Origin of the sequence: Yersinia sp. Marseille-Q3913, from assembly GCF_963892745.1 — a bacterium.
Lineage (GTDB): Bacteria > Pseudomonadota > Gammaproteobacteria > Enterobacterales > Enterobacteriaceae > Yersinia > Yersinia bercovieri.
Genome location: NZ_CAWQAF010000011.1, coordinates 218561 through 235377, shown reverse-complemented (window position 1 = coordinate 235377; position 16817 = coordinate 218561). Strand labels below are relative to the sequence as shown.

Sequence of the window (16817 nt, the reverse complement as noted above, 5' to 3'; positions counted from 1 at the left end):
TGTCGGCAACTTAGCGCCATACCTCAATGCACATTTCTGCCTTGCTCTTGCCTATTTCTCCAAAGCACTGTAGAAAACTGGGTAAATACAGCACAATTTATGTCAGATCGTTTCCGATGATAGATTGCCCCAGATAACAGCAATAGGTGAGATCACCATGGTAGAGGTTAATGATATTCAGGCGCTGATGGCGAAGAAAATTACCCATCTGGCCCAGGGCAATGGTTTAACCCCTTCCGCCGTACCAAAGGTGAAGATTCTGTACTCCACCATCCATCAACCCCGCACACCGGTAATGTACACCCCCAGTGTGGTGATTATATTTCAGGGACATAAAGTCGGTTATTTGGGCAGTAAGGTGTTTCGGTATGACCCGAAAAACTACCTGATTCTAACGGTGCCACTGCCGTTTGAATGTGAAACCTTCGCCAGCCCAGAGATACCGCTGGCAGGGGTTTCGATCCATATAGATAGCCAGATGCTGCAGGATCTACTTATCGATATAGGTGATGATGAGCTGGATAAACCCTTCGGCAATACTTCGGGTGTCAATTCATCTGCGCTGACGGATGAGATGTTGTGTGCCACCGAGCGATTGCTGGATGTGATGTCCAAACCGCGCGATGCCAGAGTGCTTGGCCCACAAATTGTGCGTGAAATTCTCTACTATGTGCTTTGTGGGCAGTGCGGCGGGGCTTTGCAGGCGCTGGTTAACCGCCATGGGCACTTCAATCAAATCACCAAAACACTGCGGCGAATTGAGCATCAATTTGCGGATAACCTGAATGTCGAGCAGCTAGCGGCCGATGTGAACATGAGTGTTTCGGCGTTTCATCACAACTTTAAAGCGGTGACCAACACCTCTCCGCTGCAATACCTGAAATCTTATCGGCTGCATCGGGCGCGGATGATGATGTTGCACGACGGCCTAAAGGCCAGTACCGCCGCAAACAAAGTGGGATATGAGAGCGCTTCACAGTTCAGCCGTGAATTTAAGCGCTACTTCGGCCATACCCCTAGCGAAGAGGTCGCCAAACTGCGCACTAACTGATGTTGACGGCTCTGCTACTCAGTCACGCTTTTACGTTTGCACCACACCAGAACCAGGGTGCCAACCAAACCCACCAACAGCAACACAATGGGTAGGATCATCAGTGCGGTCATAACCTGATTTTCATAGTGCTTAACCAAGGGAATCTGGCTCAGTGCGAAGCCCAAACCCACCACACTGCCAACCCACAGCAGCCCACTGAGCCAGTTAAAGAACTGAAAACGCGCGCTATTTAGGCCAGAAATGCCGGCCAGTGTGGGCAATAAGGTGCGCACAAAAGCGAGAAAACGGCCAATAATTAGGGCCGCCAGACCATGGCGTACAAAGAGAGTATGGGCGCGCTGACGATAATGAACCGGTAGCTGCAAGAGCCACTTTTTGACCACTTTAGTATCGCCTAACCACAGCCCTTGCAGGTAGCTCAGCCAGCAACCCAAACTGGCCGCAATGGTCAGAATGATCATGGTGGGCAAGAACCCCATGACGCCCTTGGCAATTAATGCACCCGCTAATAGCAGCAAGCTATCACCGGGGAGGAAAGAAGCCGGCAGCAAACCGTTTTCTAAAAATAGGGTGGTAAAGAGTATGCCGTAAATAACCCAAATCACATTCGGGTCGGCAAGTTTACTAAAATCCTGCTGCCATAAGGCATGAAGGATTTCGCGTAATACATCCATTTCTATTCCTGTTTGCCTATCGTGTGAGGATATTGTCGGTAAGGACAACTGTTGGTGTGGAGTGACCTAGTGTATCTGCATTGGCGCTGATCCACATTGATCTTATCCTCAATAACTGAATTTTTGAGGGGATATATAGGTGCTGTTGATACTCTTTTTGTAAGAGAGGATTAATGCGCGGAGATTGTCACCGCGCATTAACAAGTGACCTCACTAAAACAAGTCACCTCGCTAAACAAGTCATTTCGATAAAACTAAAACAAGTCATGCCGATCAGAACCTACTCCTGCGCAGCTTTAATGCGCTCAAAGCCAGCCGCCAGGTCGTCTTGCAAATCTTGAACACTCTCCAGACCAATATGCAGGCGGAATAACGTGCCGTTAATTCCTTCGCCCTCATAGCGGCGGATCGCGCGGATATCTTTGGGTTGATAACCCAGAATCAAGGATTCAAAACCGCCCCATGAGAAGGCCATGCTGAAGTGAGTGAAGTGGTCGAGATAGGCTTCTAATTGCTGCTGTGTTAACTCATCTTTCAGTTCAAAGGAGAACAACCCGTTACAGCCAGTGAAGTCTCGCAGGTAGAATTCATGACCCTTGCAGTCAGGCAGTGCCGGGTGATAGACCGCCGCAACTTCCGGGCGCTGAGCCAGCCAGTGGGCTATCTCGATACTGTTTTTCTCATGCTGTTTTAGGCGAACACTTAGAGTGCGCAACCCACGGCTGGCAAGGTAGGCGGTATCTGCATCGACCATTTGCCCCATCAGATAAGAGTCCTCCCGCAGTTTCTCCCAACAGCGCGCATTGGCAACAGCAATTCCCAGCATGGCATCAGAGTGACCAATAATGTATTTAGTCCCTGATTGGATGGTGATATCAATATCAAAATCCAATGCTTTAAACAGCACACCGGCCGCCCAGGTGTTGTCCATCATAATAATCATCTCAGGTGCCACCGCGCGGATAGCCCTCACCATCGCCGGAATATCCTGTATTTCCATGGTGATAGAACCGGGGGACTCAAGGAACACCACTTTGGTTTGTGGGGTGATCAGAGCGGCGATACCCGCGCCAATCATTGGGTCAAAATAGGTCGTGGTGATATTCATGCGCGATAAAATCTTATCGCAAAAACTTTGTGCGGGTTCATAGGCTGAACCGGTCATCAGCACATGATCGCCGGCTGAAACAAAGGATAAAATCGCATTGCTGATCGCCGCCGCACCGCAAGGATAGAGAACGCAACCCGCGCCCCCCTCCAGTTCAGTCATCGCCTCCTGCAAGGAGAAATGGGTTAAGGTGCCGCGGCGACCATAGAAGAGTTCGCCATTGCCTCGATTGATGGTGGCCTGTTTTTTCGCTTTAACGGAGTCGAAAACCAGAGACGATGCCCGCTGAATCACGGTATTGACCGAGCCTTGGGTGAATCTTTTACTCCTGCCCGCGCTGACCAGGATGGTTTCCAATTTTTCGGTGGTTGGCTTATTTGCAGACATGATTTCGTTGTTACCTTTTTATCAGCTATGCCCAGGTTTCATTGGCAGTATTTATCGGGGAAATTATTTCTTACGTTAACATGATGATTGTTGCGTGGGCGCAGCTTTTAGCATGAAAAAAACTCAATAGGGTGACCCGCTGTTTTCTGTGGGTTTGCCATGGGAAAATGCTGCGGAAGTCGCGAAATGGGAGATTTATTAAAGAATCATAACTAGAGGGTATTTTAGATTGCGCAGGTGTTATGACGTTCAATCAATCAGTTTCCCATCTTTACACTTAATGGCACTCCAGCTGTACAGCCAATAGCTCAATCTGGTTCGTCCAAGTCGCGTAGTCCCTGATATCAGGCAATTTCTCTTTTTTTCTCAAAAAATCGGCGTAAACACTAATGATAATTACTATCAATCCCCCATTTGTTTGATATGATCGGCAGCTGATTTCGTCCTTAAATTGATATGCATATTGGGTGGAGGCACAGCGTGAAAACAGCTGGCAAAGAGGTTAAAGATAGATCATTCGTGCAAGGCCGAATGATGACAGGCGTGATGGCATTACTACTGGTGGCAGGTTTAGCGGGTCATGTACAAGCAGCACCCGGCAACAGCAGTGCCATTGCTTCATCTGTTGCGGCACCAACAACGGCAACATCGACCCCGCTACCGGCACCGGAGCTAACTGCCGTCGCTGCAACAGCAGCAAACAGCGAAGCAAGCCCGGCCACGACAGTTCAGCCAATAACAGCACCCGCCCCACAAGGGTTGGCGATGGACTTATCTGTCTGGGGAATGTATCAACATGCCGACGTGGTGGTGAAAGGGGTGATGATTGGTCTGGTATTGGCGTCAATTGTCACCTGGACCATTTTATTCTCCAAAGGCACCGAACTATTCCGCGCACGCCGCCGCTTACTGCAAGAGCATGAAGTCATCGGCGCAGTGACGGACTTGGATACCGCATCCGAGCGTGCAGAGGTGTTTGCCCCAGATAGCATCAGCAGCTTATTGCTGCGTGAAGCGCAGAACGAGCGCTTGTTGTCAGCAGAGTCGAATGACAACAACGGCATTAAAGAGCGCACGGCTTTCCGTTTAGAGCGTCGGGTGGCTGCAATTGGTCGCCAAATGGGCAAAGGCAATGGCTTCCTCGCCACTATCGGTGCAATCTCACCCTTTGTCGGGCTGTTTGGTACGGTTTGGGGCATCATGAACAGCTTTATCGGCATTGCTCATTCACAAACCACCAATCTGGCGGTCGTGGCACCGGGTATCGCTGAAGCCCTGCTGGCAACAGCACTGGGTCTGGTCGCCGCCATCCCTGCGGTTGTTATCTACAATATTTTCGCTCGCTTGATTGGCTCTTACCGTGCGCAAGTGGGTGATGTCGCAGCACAGGTGTTACTGCTGTTAAGCCGTGATCTCGACCTGAATAGCAACAGTGAAGCAAAGTCATCTAAGCAACCTCACCAATTGCGTGCGGGGTGATTTATGGCAATGCGGATGAACGATAACCTTGATGAAAGCGGTGAACTGCACGAAATTAACGTGACACCGTTTATTGATGTGATGCTGGTTTTGCTGATTATCTTTATGGTGGCAGCGCCATTAGCCACGGTAGATATCAAAGTGGATCTACCGGCATCGTCAGCGGTGCCGCAGCCACGGCCGGAGAAACCGGTATTCCTGACGGTGAAAGCGGATAACCAGCTATATGTGGGTGACCAACAGGTTGATCGCGATACACTAGCAGCGGCACTGGATAAAGTGACTCAATCCAATAAAGAGACCACCATTTTCTTCCAGGCGGATAAAGTGGTGGATTATGAGACCCTGATGAGTGTGATGGATGCGCTACGCAAATCAGGGTATCTCAAAGTTGGTTTGGTCGGTATGGAAGCGGGCGGCGCTAAATAGCCTCTCATAGGCGCGGTGAGTGTGACCGCGCCTGATGCTAATGCTTAGGTATATTGCGGCCTACCTCGCTGGTAGTTGTTATTCTTAATGCCTTCTGGAGATCAGCTTCTAATTCGTTGGCATTATATGCTTCATAATAATTATCCTCACCGACGCATTTTCTCCAATCAATTTGATGTTCTGTACTCTTAATATCGTCAGGGCTATATGCGATAGCTATAAAAACCATCTTAATATTATTTTCTTTTATTTTTTCGCACATGCCGTTATCTATCAGTTTCTTGGTTATATTAACTAATTGTTCGCCATGATTAACATTATCAATGCTAAAAACACTATCATCACCATCAGAAATAATTATCATTAATTTGTTATTATTATTCTTGCTTTCTTTCATAAATAAACTATTAGCATATAATATCCCAGAACTGGCGAGTGTATGGCCTTCAGGTGACATATTTATCATTTTATCTATGAAGTTATGATGGCTATTATAATTGTCCAATGAGTATGCACTGGAGTTCCTCAAGCAAAGTGAATCGTAAAGTATATCATCTAGCGGAATGTCGATATGTTGTACAACTGAATTTATTGACTTAATTGTTGCATCATAGTCGATCATATCCTCTATAATTTTTATTTGGACAGCGGGGTTATTAATGTCATACATCTGATTAAGTAGCTCTTTGACTTTATCTATATCTTCATGCTTAACTCTTTTTTCTATCTCGCTATTAATATATGCAAATCTTTCCGCTGTTAGTTCTGCATATTTGATATCATCAATACCAATCAATCCTTCCAGTCCGGGGATTTTTTTTAGTTCAGATACGGTATATTGCCGAAGGTAGCTATTATCCGACTTATATATCTTGGGTACAAAAGGAAAATGGCAGTATTTTATTTCTTCCTTATTATTCATTACGATTCTTTTTGTTCCCCACGAAAAAGGTATAAAACCTATAGTATGAATGTTGGTATTTTGTAGGGCGCTACTATCCAATCGAGTAAATATATCTCTTAAGGCAGCTATTCTCGATCCAGTAAAGTCATTTTCATTAAATTCTTCAGACATTGAACCAGAATAATCTGCCACAAAGATAACATCAGTTGGATTGTTTTTTTCTAACGGTATATTCTTTCTTGCAGCACCATTATCTTCAGTGCCTATTGTGGTGATTGTATTTGTCATAGCTGTTTTAGATAAGAAATTAGCAAAGTAGCTCATGGTAATCTTCGCATTATATACCAATTGGCCAGAATTATTTTTTATGTCGATCACTGGCACTGAGAAGTGTTCTAACGGTAAATATGCGCGAGAATAATGAGATACCAAATCAGCATTTTTACTCATTTGAACCTCGTCCGGTAGATCATCATTCTCGACAGTTAATGCTAATGTTGCTTGTTCAATAGCATCAGAAAGTTTGGCTTTCTTTTGTAAGAAATGTGAAATTTCAAATGACAAGAATAATAGTCCGATGAATAAGGGGAGTAAAACAATAAATGGCAATAAAATTGCCCCTTTTTCACTTTTTATAAACCCCTGATGTTTTTTTAGTAAAAGAGAACTATATTTATGATAAGTGGGCCTAACAGATTTATTAGTTAGCATAAACTTCCTTTTTAATTTTATTAGTCATATTCCTATGAGGCAGACGTTAACGTTCAATAGTCACTGCTGATGATTTTACCGGAATAGCCAAACCTCCCCCTGTGGTAGGCAGACATAATGTCACTTGATACAGCGGTATCCAGCGGCCCGTATTAGCATAGGGTGACAAATCCATCATGTTACGTAGTGGTCGGATTGGTTGACAGTCGCCAAGGAAGATTGAACGAGTATTCTGATTATCAATCTTTTTTATTTCAGGAGTGGCAGGAATAAAATGTAATGTCTCAATTGCTATTGCCAGATTATTATTGTTCCCACCTGAATTTAATAGCATTTTTGCAGCGAGATTTCTTAACTCCTCAACTTGCATTTGAGTCAGTTGATAATCACTACCATATAATTTACTCCGTTCCCTAACTATTCCAGCAATAGAATATGAGATGCGATCTAATTTACCCACTGTTGATTGGTATGTTGCTACTGAGATCAGCACTTTGATAAGTAGTGTAATAATGAAAACTACAAATGTGAACTCAACAATTACTGCACCACTACAGCTGATAATAAAACTATTAGGATTACTTTTCCTGTACAAAAATCACCTCGCGAGATAATAGTGTATTAGACCAGATGGAGGGGATCGGGAAGAAAAGGGGACTGTAAGTATAATTGACGGTATAACGCGCTAATTTTTGGCCAGTATCTATCTTACTCATTTTATTAGTAATAATATCTGATATATTATTACTAAATTCTACATTAGCAGTGACCGAATTATTAGTGGTTATAAATGTTCCCAATACACCCTGCTGAGTCATTAGGTTTTTAAGAAATGCCGAATGATAAGTTGTACTATCACCTATCTCCTTATTTTTAGCTGATTTTGCGGCTTCTGAAACTGCCAGATCTAGACTGGCAGAAATATAGAGTAAGCGAGATATTTCTGCTGAAAATAACAATGAGAAGATGAATGGAATGAAGACTATTGCAAACTCAACAGCAACAGATCCGTTACTTGACCGAAGAAATAGTCGTATTATCTTGCACATTATGCACCTTCAGAATTTAATTTTTGTTGGCGAAGATGACTCACCTGGCTCAACGCTAATATCAACTCATCAGGATCAGTTGCCATTTTATCAGCAATAATTATCTTTTTGGCATAGGAGGTATCGCCAAGTTGAATGAGTGAAAACACCAAATTATGTAACAGTGGTGGGTTTTTATTGCCGGCCAGATAGTCAGGCAAGAGTATTCTGACTGCATCAGTATAACGTTCATCAAGCATTGCTACGACAGCGAGATTATTCATTGCTGTTTCATCAGAAATAAATAGGGATCGAGCTTGTTCAAAAGCCGTTTTAGCCTTATGAATTTCACCCTTATTAGCCAATATAATTCCATTCAAGTTATGGGCTTCTGAATTATTTGGTGAAATGACGAGGAGTTTTTTTACTGCAATATTGGCAGCAATAGTATCATTGCTGTTGATGAGGTTCTTCGTTTGCAAAATATAGTAAGATTCATTTTCTTTATCGACTATTGGCTTTGAATAATATAAAGATGATTGACTATCTCCGGCAAGATAGTATGCATTTGCTAATTTCAACCTAACTGAATCATCCTCTTTTCTTTTTAATTGATCACGATATAAACTAATAAGTCCACCATAGTTATTGGCTTTGAGTAAAATACTCTCTCGATAAGAGAACTCTTTTTGGCTCACATGATTAGAAGAGCAACCAGTGATGAGAAAAACAAACACGGAAACAGCGAATGTAGATTTAATTTTGTTGTACATAATTGATTAACTCCAGGACACTAGGTGAGATAACTAATACGACAAAGGGAATAAGAATAAAAATAAACAGAGGTAGTGTTAATTTTGTCGACAATTTGCTTATTTTTTCTTCTGTAACTAATAGTTGCATTTCTCTTATGTCTTGAGATAACTTAATTAATTGTTCATAAACAGTAGAACCAAAGCTGATACTATATTCTAGCGTGCTACAAAACATTTTTATTTCAGTTGCAGTAGAGCATTGATGTAACTCTCTAATTGCACTTTCCAGTCCATTTATTTCAGCCCGTTTAGCTACTTTGAGGATTATTAAGCTCAAATCTGGGTTTATCAATTCAAATTTTCTTGCAGCATAATTCAGTGAACTGTCTATTGTCATTCCAGATTGAACACATGCCGCAGTAATATCAATAAAGAACGGGAGTGACTTAAGTATAGACTTAATTCTTTTGGCGATAATACTCTTTATCATGATTTTCGGCAGGAAAAGGGTGGTGACTATAATAAATAAGCCTATTACTAACAATGAGTTTAGATTGATAATAATCGTACTTGTCGCAACCAATATAATTGTTACTGCTAGGGCTATGGTGATGATCAGTAACTTAAAATAAGCCATGTTATAAAATATGGCTGGTAGCTTTATAAAGTGAGATAGATTATCTTCTCGCTCTTTTTCTTCTTTTACACTCTCTTTATTGACTTGTGTTTTATCATATCCGTTTATTTTATTATATATTGAAACTTTATTAGATGTTGACTTTTCTTTTAATAAAAAAGCAATTAGCAATAAAGAAATAACGGTAAATAAAGAAATAATCATAGCGTTTTCCTAAGCATTTTTCTTATTATTACCAACCCAATAATTTCACTAGTGATAATATAATAAAAAATAGCCTTACCAATAGGGTGGTTCCACATTGACTCTATTGTTGTTGGATCCATAAAATAGAGTAGAAGAGAGAATGCGATCGGCATTAAAGATATAATATTTACTGACATCCTAACTTGAGCGGTCATTACTGCTTTCTTCTGCTCCGATGTTTTGTTCTTTGTTATCACGGTGGATAAACGGTTAGTCAGTTCTCTTAATTGCCCGCCCTGTTGAAGATTAAGCAATATTATGGTAGTAAGAAAATAGAATTCAGGGTAATGCAAGCGCTTATAGGCATCATAAAAAACAGTTTCAGGTGACTCCCCCAAATTCAGTTTTCGGTAAATAAGCGTAAGTTCATCACCCAATGGACCATTGATCTCATTTCCACATCGCTCTAATATTTGATTAATACTTGCACCACTGCTTGCTGCCATGTTGACAATCAAAAGAACTTCTGGGAAATTCTGGTTAAAAAGATCATGATGCATTTTTCTCGAGAGCATTAATTGGAGATATACCACACTGATAAGTATAAAAAATGACACAATGATAACATTAATGTGAAACCAATTAAAATTTGCTACGTATACACAAACTGAATAAATTATCGGGATGAGTATATGCTTGCTATTTTTATGCTTAATGATATAAGATAAATAATTAGTCCATTCTAATAATGTTTTTCTAAATAAGTTAACAAGTTGAAAGTTTTTATTAAATTTCTTTTTTTCAGTGTTATTAATGGAGTTCTTTATTTTAATCCATTTCAAACTATTTAGTATCAATAATAGAATGCCGAATAATAATATTATGTAGTACGTCATTATTCCACCACTGAAAAAATACTGCTTAGCTCATTTGATAAGTTATAGATATCAGCATTTATCCTGACAGCGGAACGGCTAAATAAGCCATGATTAATAAAATCCCCTTGAATTTTACCTTGTTGATCACGTTCTTTGGCTGGCTTAAATGAAAAAATATCCTGTAAGACGACATTCTCTCCTTCCATCCCCATAATTTCACTTATATAACATATTTTCCTGGACCCATCATTCATCCGTGAAACCTGTACGATCAGATTGATTGCTGATGAAATATTACGTCGAATAGTAAAAATAGGCATATTAACTGGCCCCATCATGATCATACTCTCTAATCGTGCTATGGCATCACGAGGTGAATTAGCATGTAGTGTTGACATTGATCCGCTATGGCCGGTATTCATCGCCTGGAGCATTTCAAAGGTTTCTTCGCCGCGACACTCACCAATAATAATCCTATCGGGGCGCATACGTAGTGAGTTAATCACTAAATCTCGCATTGTGATCTGGCCGGTATTTTCCAGGCCCGCCAGACGTGTCTCCATACGCACCACATGGGGCTGTTCAAGATTCAACTCTGCCGCATCTTCTAAGGTGATAACTCTTTCATTTTCAGATATGTATTTTGATAGTGCATTGAGTAATGTTGTTTTCCCTGATCCAGTGCCGCCAGAGATAACAATATTGACCCGGCAACTGGCTGCAATAATCAAAAAATTGGCCATATCACTGCTCATTGCCCCCATATCAACCAAATCTTCCAAATTTCTTTTATTTTTACTAAATTTTCGAATAGAGAGTGCTGTACCATCCAAAGCAATAGGGCTTATTGCTGCATTGATTCGGCTACCATCAATTAATCTGGCATCCGCCAAGGGTCTACCTTCATCAATTCGGCGATTTACCCGTTGCATTAAACGCTTAGTAATATCCGTCAATTGGGCATTATTAATAAAACGGCGATGACTTAAGCTAATTAACCCATAGCGTTCAATAAATATTTTATCAGGTCCGTTAACCATAATATCGCTAATAGAATCATCCTCCATTAACTCTCTTAGTGGACCAAACCCGGTGATTTCATCCGCTATCATTTCGACTATTTTTTTTTGATCTTGGGTTGTTAACTGATGCTCATTTTCATTAAACAACTCATAGAATGTTTGCGAAATCAGATTGATTAGTTTGCTATAATCATTGACCAGATGTTCCACCTTGTCTGTATCAATATTGGCTAGAATTTTATCTCGGATTAATTCTTGCGTAGATAATGATATCTTCATGATCTGCCTTTTATTTTATAAGTTGTATAAATCTATTGATCCACATTTTGTTACATGTCGGCGTGTTAATACGGATGCCAAGTGTATGTTTGGTTAACTCAGTTATTGTTTTTTTTCTGCGACCAAAGTAGTTTGAACTACGGACTGAATTATTACCTTTGCTTATATATGGTGTTTTAACATCTATTGTTCTCCCTAACAATGATTCTATATCTGATGTGTTTAACATGTCTTTGGTGACAGGGCGGCTTTCATTCAAGCAAACTATTAACTTAATTCCTCGTCTGTTATCTCTTTTAAAACGAGAATAAGCGTCAATAAACTCTTTTGCGATACGAACTGATATCATGCTATTGTCGAGTATTAAAACAATACAACTAGAGTTTTCGATATAATCTGTTAGGTTTTCTTTAGGTGTATTGTAAATTGGTTGATCGAATACAATAAAACTATGCTTTTTATTTTTCTGAAAATCAATATCACTTAACTTCTTTTCTTTACATAACATCAGATCAAGGTTTTTCTGATATTCAGTGAGTCCAGTATCCATCTTTTTTTCTGTGACCAAGTCAAGATCTTGCGATCCTTGATTACCTTGTAACAGCAGAGTGGGGGATTTTCTTAATTGAGTCAGTTCATGAGCTAAATGATAACTGAGCAGTGTCGTGCCAATTCCCCCTTTACAACCGAGCACACTGATAAAAAAAGCTTTTCTTTCTGACTCTATCTGAATACCTTTAAGTAAATATTGTGTTAGTTCAGCCGATTGTGACTGAATATTTAAGTAGAGTAGCCCGCGTTCAGTAAACTGTTGTGCAATAGTGATTGAGTCAATATCACCGACTAAGACACACCAGCAGTCGCGTGGAACATGATTTTTTATTAAATTCAGTATCTCTTCAACATCACTGTTATCACTGATATCAAGGATCACTCCGACAGTTTGATCTGGAATATTAATGGCCGTTACATTAAAGATATCCTTTTCTACTTCTTTGATCTGATTCATGTCAGTCAGTCGTATTTTTTCCGATATCTGCTCAATAACCTGTTTTCTTTCGGAAATAATGGTAATAGTATTTTTAACCTTGCTCTCTTTCTTATTGATTAAGTCGTTATTGAGAATTAATTGCATATGTCACCATTGTCACTAGAGCGCTTGCTGTTATTATTGACGGCACATCCTGTCACCTCATTTCTTAATGTGCGGTAATCATTCAGATTATATTTGCAATAGGGATATTCAGTTTTGGCTAGACACTCCACATGTCTGGTATTAGTATTTATAGCAAAATTATTTTTCTTTGCAAAAATAAATGAACGGTCACTCTCTATAGGCTTAATTATTGGTGTGGCCTGAGATAAGCTAGTCAATAAGAGTGTGCTACTTATTAATAATATCTTCATTTAATAAACCCTCCCTTGCTTAGAAATTCTTTAGCCATCTTCTCTCTTTTTATTTCCATAATATGGGTAAAGTTAAAGAGACGTTCGAGTGTTGAGGTATGCATAAAATCGGGTAGTTCGACCTCTTTTCTTGAAACGGGTTTTACCAGATTTACTGTGGCGATCACGACCAGCTCAGTTTGACTTTGTTCCGTTTGTGCATTACGAAAGAGTGCACCTAATATAGGTATGTCACCTATAAACGGAATTTTTTTGAGCGATTCTCTTTCGGTGTTGCTGATAAGCCCACCCAGGATAAAACTTTCGCCATCACCCAACTCTAATGTAGTTGCTGCCTTACGTGTTTTTAATGATGGATAAGAATTACCACCTTCCATACTAAATGATTTACCTATGCTGCTAACTTCTTCATTTAAGAGAATGCGGATCCGTTTTTTTTCATTTACTTTGGCACCAATACCGAGTTTGATACCGAACTCTTTATAAGTCACTGATTGGCTATTTTCTGTTGAACTCGCAATAGGTATTTCACCACCAACCAGGAATGATGCACTTTCACCGGATAATACAGAGAGATTGGGTTCCGCTAAAATACGGGCAATCGAGTCATCATTAATTGCATGGACTAATGTACTGATGCCTTTTGCGTTAAATTTAACAAACTGGAAAGAACCAATCGCGTCTCCCAGGGTACTCCAATCTACCCCGACATTTTCAGTGAAATCCTTGGTGACTTCGGCAATGGTTAATTTGACATTCACTTGATTGGCTTGTGGGAGTTTTAATTTATTAATTATGTGTGAATAATCTGGCGTACTGAGGTATTGCCCTTCACTGGGTTTCTCTTTTTGGCTACCAATGGCTTCACCAACAATAGTGGCGATGGTATCTTTTGCCTCTTCTGATTCCACCAACCCGGTTAAGATATAGCTATCACCTATTTTATCAATGTCAATATTACTTTCAGGATACTCAATCAGTACTCGCTTATTTGCAGCGTTAATAACCTTATTGACTAAGACAGTTTTCTTCGTGATGAGTTGGTGCTTATCATCAAATAGCATAATTTCTGCAGCACCTTCACTTTTAGCATAAACAACGACGCTATTTTTACTGACTAATTCATAATCAGCTATGGCTGCTGAAGAGATAAAAACAGTATCTATCTCTTCCTGCGTTTTAATCATATATGACTCACCCGGAGAAATATAAACTGATTTCGCATTGGCTTTGTTAACTATGGTTTGACAAGTAGCGACGATCAATAAGAAAAAAAACATATTCCAGCTTAGATATCTTGCTCTGGTTGATCTCATCCTCTTAGCTCTCTTGTTGTACGTAGTTTGGGTAAAATGTCGTGTAAGCTTTTTGATCTATAATCTTCATCGCGGAGTCTAGTGTTTGGCATCAGAAATATGTCACCCGCTTTTTCTGCTAAATGTATCCGGTCAAGATCCTCAGTATTGATTGTGACCTCTATATAACCAGCGAATACATTTTCAGTCTTTTGATTTTTACTGTTTTCTTCTGATAATTCTTTGTCTGATTTCTTTTTTATTTTTATTACTCTCATGTTGGGGATAATTTCGGTTAATAAGTAGTTCTGTTTTTTTCTGTCATTCATCTCTTGGGTGTTAATTGCAACACCATTGTCCACTCCTTTTCTTAAATCTGTCTCAAATGTTCTCAATTGGAAGGAAAGCGTATCGCCGACACTTAAGGAGTCAAGTAAATACTTGTCCTGCTGCTTTACATCAAACTTATAATTAACCTCACCTTTTTGTAAGCTCAGGTGATTAAATTCATTACTGTCGGGTGAAACTAACATGTCGTTAGTAATATAAGATCCCGCAAGAACATTTGTTTTCAACAAATGACTTTTAATGCTTTCGAGGCTTGATATACCATTTTTTACCAATTCACTGGATTCAGGTACTATCACTGTTTTTAGCGCATAGTCATCTTTAGTTAAGATTACGCCTGAAGGGAGATCACGTGTTGATTGTGCCAGCACAATGTTAACGTTTTTATTTTTTTCAGTTTCGACTAAGTTAGTGAGCGTATTGCTACCATTTTCGCTATTGGCCAGTATGCCTGTTGCACCTATTGCCACAACTACAAGTGAAAATAGTATGAGAAGCTTGCGGTTCATCATTGATAACCTCTGTATTTATATGGGATAAATACTCTGCTTTTAGGTAAATAGAGATAATAAAAAACCACCAGTAATGGCAACAGCATAAGGAACACCTCGTTGTTGAATATCAGTACGGTTGATCAGCAGACCTATTATCATCACAACTCCACCCATGATGGCTGTATAGAGAATGAAATTCAGCGATTGCCCTGCGCTTAAAGCGAACAGTAATACGGTGATTAACTTTACATCACCACCTCCAATCAGTTTGCAATGAAAGAGGATATAGCCCGTCACTAGTGTAAACAGTGGAATAATAATGTTAATTGCATTGTATTGGATGAGACCAAAAGCTAATGCATTGATTGCAATAGTAATAACAAATCTATTGCTAATGATACGCTGACGAATATCACTATAGCAAACTAGCAGTAGTTGTAACATTAATAGGATGATTAATGATACGTTGAATATATCCAAAACCACTCCTAATATATATGGGTGATATGGCAGCTTTAGGCTGCCATATTTAATTAAATATTTTTTGTTATTTTACTACTGGTACTTCTGGTACTGCTGGATTGATCATCCCTTTGACTGTCGTGACCATCCCTTCGATCGCAGGGCTCAAATCTTTTTTTACTAACACAATAAACGTAGCCGCTAATGCAATAACCATGACGTACTCAACAATAGAACCTCGGTTGTTTTTCATAAATTCTTCGGTTTTCAGTTGAGCTGCGATATAGCCTTTAGTCATTAAGTTCATCATATTCGTTTTCCTTTTAAGTTTTTAAGTGATGGGGAAAATTCCCCGTTATTTTATACTAAGTAGATACTTAACTAGATTGACTGGGTGTTTGACTACTGTTCGAATCGATGTGTTTATATTCGTCTCGTTCGTAGTGGTAGCTATTTAACTGTTTTTTTTTCACCAATACCTTTTTATCATTATCATTTACTCTTTTTAAATCATTCTCATCTAATTAATAGTATTAAGGATGTAGGTTATCGCCATGAAATATGATAATCACGACTAAGATTGAGAGAAATGAGAGCCAGCAGAAAGAGAAGAATGCCAATAGAGAGATTAATTTCTTCCAACGATAGCTTTGTAAAAATCCCGGTTTAGCAGGCGGTAGCGCAACTTGCGCAACCACACTTGTCATAGATGAGGAGAGCGCTACTGGTGTGGGTTCTGCTGTGGTCGTGATGCTGGTTTCACTCTGCTGCGGCTGTTCAGTCGCCTCATTAGAGAGGGTAATTTGGTTGACTGTACCTATATAGCGCACACCTTTGCGTGGAATAGTATGGATCAGCGACTCTTTCAGCCCGACTTGAACAAATGCTTTGCGCAACATATAGAGTTGCCCGTAGTAGCTGCTTTCGCTGACCGCGCCTCGCTGTTCTTTCCACACCTGATTAATGATCTGCTCTTTTTCAGTCACGCCGCTGAGTAATAGTTTTAAAAACCTAATATTATTTTCAGTTAATATCGCAATTGTCCCATTGGGACCATTTAAGCAGCGTTGTGCAGGGGAGAATAGCACTGTCTCTTCTAATTTAAACACAATCTGATTTGTCTCCATATTGACGGCCACCTATCCTTTATAAGGGTTACGCTTATTATTTTAGTGTTTTTACTGTTTCTGTTGCGATCTAATGATAGTAGTAAGAGCATTAAGATGTTGTGTGGCTGATTTATTCTAAATCTCAACAATTCTAATGTTTACCCGGCATAT

The 16817-nt window shown here is 40.0% G+C and carries 18 protein-coding genes; 3 read left to right on the top strand and 15 right to left on the bottom strand.

Annotated elements, in window-relative coordinates:
* The first annotated feature begins 157 nt into the window (after positions 1–157).
* Positions 158–1051, top strand: coding sequence for an AraC family transcriptional regulator (locus AACW11_RS06125; RefSeq protein ID WP_212584077.1), 894 nt, complete (start codon positions 158–160; stop codon positions 1049–1051).
* A 14-nt stretch (positions 1052–1065) separates the two neighbouring features.
* Here AACW11_RS06125 and AACW11_RS06120 read toward each other — a convergent pair whose 3' ends face one another.
* Entirely contained in the window at positions 1066–1728 is a 663-nt protein-coding gene (locus AACW11_RS06120; RefSeq protein WP_005271140.1) for a DedA family protein, read from the bottom strand.
* A 280-nt stretch (positions 1729–2008) separates the two neighbouring features.
* Complete coding sequence (gene metC, locus AACW11_RS06115) at positions 2009–3223, bottom strand: cystathionine beta-lyase (protein ID WP_212584076.1); 1215 nt, start codon at positions 3221–3223, stop codon at positions 2009–2011.
* 480 nt (positions 3224–3703) lie between these two features.
* Between metC and exbB the strand changes: the two genes are divergently transcribed.
* Both exbB and exbD read left to right on the top strand, forming a co-directional pair.
* Positions 3704–4702: a tol-pal system-associated acyl-CoA thioesterase gene (gene exbB / locus AACW11_RS06110; RefSeq protein ID WP_212584075.1), complete on the top strand. Its 999-nt coding sequence runs from the start codon at positions 3704–3706 to the stop codon at positions 4700–4702.
* 3 nt (positions 4703–4705) lie between these two features.
* On the top strand, positions 4706–5131 hold the full coding sequence (gene exbD, locus AACW11_RS06105; protein WP_004390102.1) for a TonB system transport protein ExbD: 426 nt from the start codon (positions 4706–4708) through the stop codon (positions 5129–5131).
* A gap of 37 nt (positions 5132–5168) precedes the next feature.
* On the opposite strand, the gene AACW11_RS06100 is transcribed toward exbD, so the two are convergent.
* From AACW11_RS06100 to AACW11_RS06040, 13 genes are all read right to left on the bottom strand, one after another.
* The gene (locus tag AACW11_RS06100) at positions 5169–6746 is read right to left on the bottom strand and encodes a TadE/TadG family type IV pilus assembly protein (protein WP_212584074.1); all 1578 of its coding nucleotides are present in this window, start codon (positions 6744–6746) and stop codon (positions 5169–5171) included.
* Between the two features lie 46 nt (positions 6747–6792).
* On the bottom strand, positions 6793–7341 hold the full coding sequence (tadF, locus tag AACW11_RS06095; RefSeq protein WP_212584073.1) for a tight adherence pilus pseudopilin TadF: 549 nt from the start codon (positions 7339–7341) through the stop codon (positions 6793–6795).
* Entirely contained in the window at positions 7325–7795 is a 471-nt protein-coding gene (locus tag AACW11_RS06090; protein WP_212584072.1) for a TadE/TadG family type IV pilus assembly protein, read from the bottom strand. Before AACW11_RS06090 ends, tadF begins: the two co-directional genes overlap by 17 nt.
* Complete coding sequence (locus AACW11_RS06085) at positions 7795–8547, bottom strand: tetratricopeptide repeat protein (RefSeq protein ID WP_212584071.1); 753 nt, start codon at positions 8545–8547, stop codon at positions 7795–7797. The genes AACW11_RS06090 and AACW11_RS06085 overlap by 1 nt, the downstream gene beginning before the upstream one ends.
* Positions 8531–9370, bottom strand: a complete 840-nt coding sequence (locus tag AACW11_RS06080) for a type II secretion system F family protein (protein WP_212584070.1) — start codon at positions 9368–9370, stop codon at positions 8531–8533. Before AACW11_RS06080 ends, AACW11_RS06085 begins: the two co-directional genes overlap by 17 nt.
* Complete coding sequence (locus AACW11_RS06075) at positions 9367–10248, bottom strand: type II secretion system F family protein (protein ID WP_212584069.1); 882 nt, start codon at positions 10246–10248, stop codon at positions 9367–9369. The genes AACW11_RS06080 and AACW11_RS06075 overlap by 4 nt, the downstream gene beginning before the upstream one ends.
* A complete protein-coding gene (locus AACW11_RS06070; RefSeq protein WP_212584068.1) occupies positions 10248–11531 on the bottom strand; it encodes a CpaF family protein in 1284 nt (427 codons plus the stop codon). The genes AACW11_RS06075 and AACW11_RS06070 overlap by 1 nt, the downstream gene beginning before the upstream one ends.
* Positions 11532–11541: 10 nt before the next feature.
* Entirely contained in the window at positions 11542–12666 is a 1125-nt protein-coding gene (locus tag AACW11_RS06065; protein WP_212584067.1) for a pilus assembly protein CpaE, read from the bottom strand.
* A 268-nt stretch (positions 12667–12934) separates the two neighbouring features.
* Positions 12935–14254 carry a type II and III secretion system protein family protein gene (locus AACW11_RS06060; protein ID WP_212584066.1) on the bottom strand — a complete coding sequence of 440 codons (1320 nt, stop codon included), beginning with the start codon at positions 14252–14254 and terminating at the stop codon, positions 12935–12937.
* Positions 14251–15090 (bottom strand): SAF domain-containing protein, encoded by an 840-nt coding sequence (locus AACW11_RS06055; RefSeq protein ID WP_212584191.1) that lies wholly within the window; start codon positions 15088–15090, stop codon positions 14251–14253. Before AACW11_RS06055 ends, AACW11_RS06060 begins: the two co-directional genes overlap by 4 nt.
* A gap of 42 nt (positions 15091–15132) precedes the next feature.
* Positions 15133–15555: an A24 family peptidase gene (locus AACW11_RS06050; protein ID WP_212584065.1), complete on the bottom strand. Its 423-nt coding sequence runs from the start codon at positions 15553–15555 to the stop codon at positions 15133–15135.
* Positions 15556–15622: 67 nt separating this feature from the next.
* Entirely contained in the window at positions 15623–15847 is a 225-nt protein-coding gene (locus tag AACW11_RS06045) for a pilus assembly protein (protein WP_212584064.1), read from the bottom strand.
* Between the two features lie 223 nt (positions 15848–16070).
* On the bottom strand, positions 16071–16664 hold the full coding sequence (locus AACW11_RS06040; RefSeq protein ID WP_212584063.1) for a winged helix-turn-helix domain-containing protein: 594 nt from the start codon (positions 16662–16664) through the stop codon (positions 16071–16073).
* Between the last annotated feature and the right edge of the window lie 153 nt (positions 16665–16817).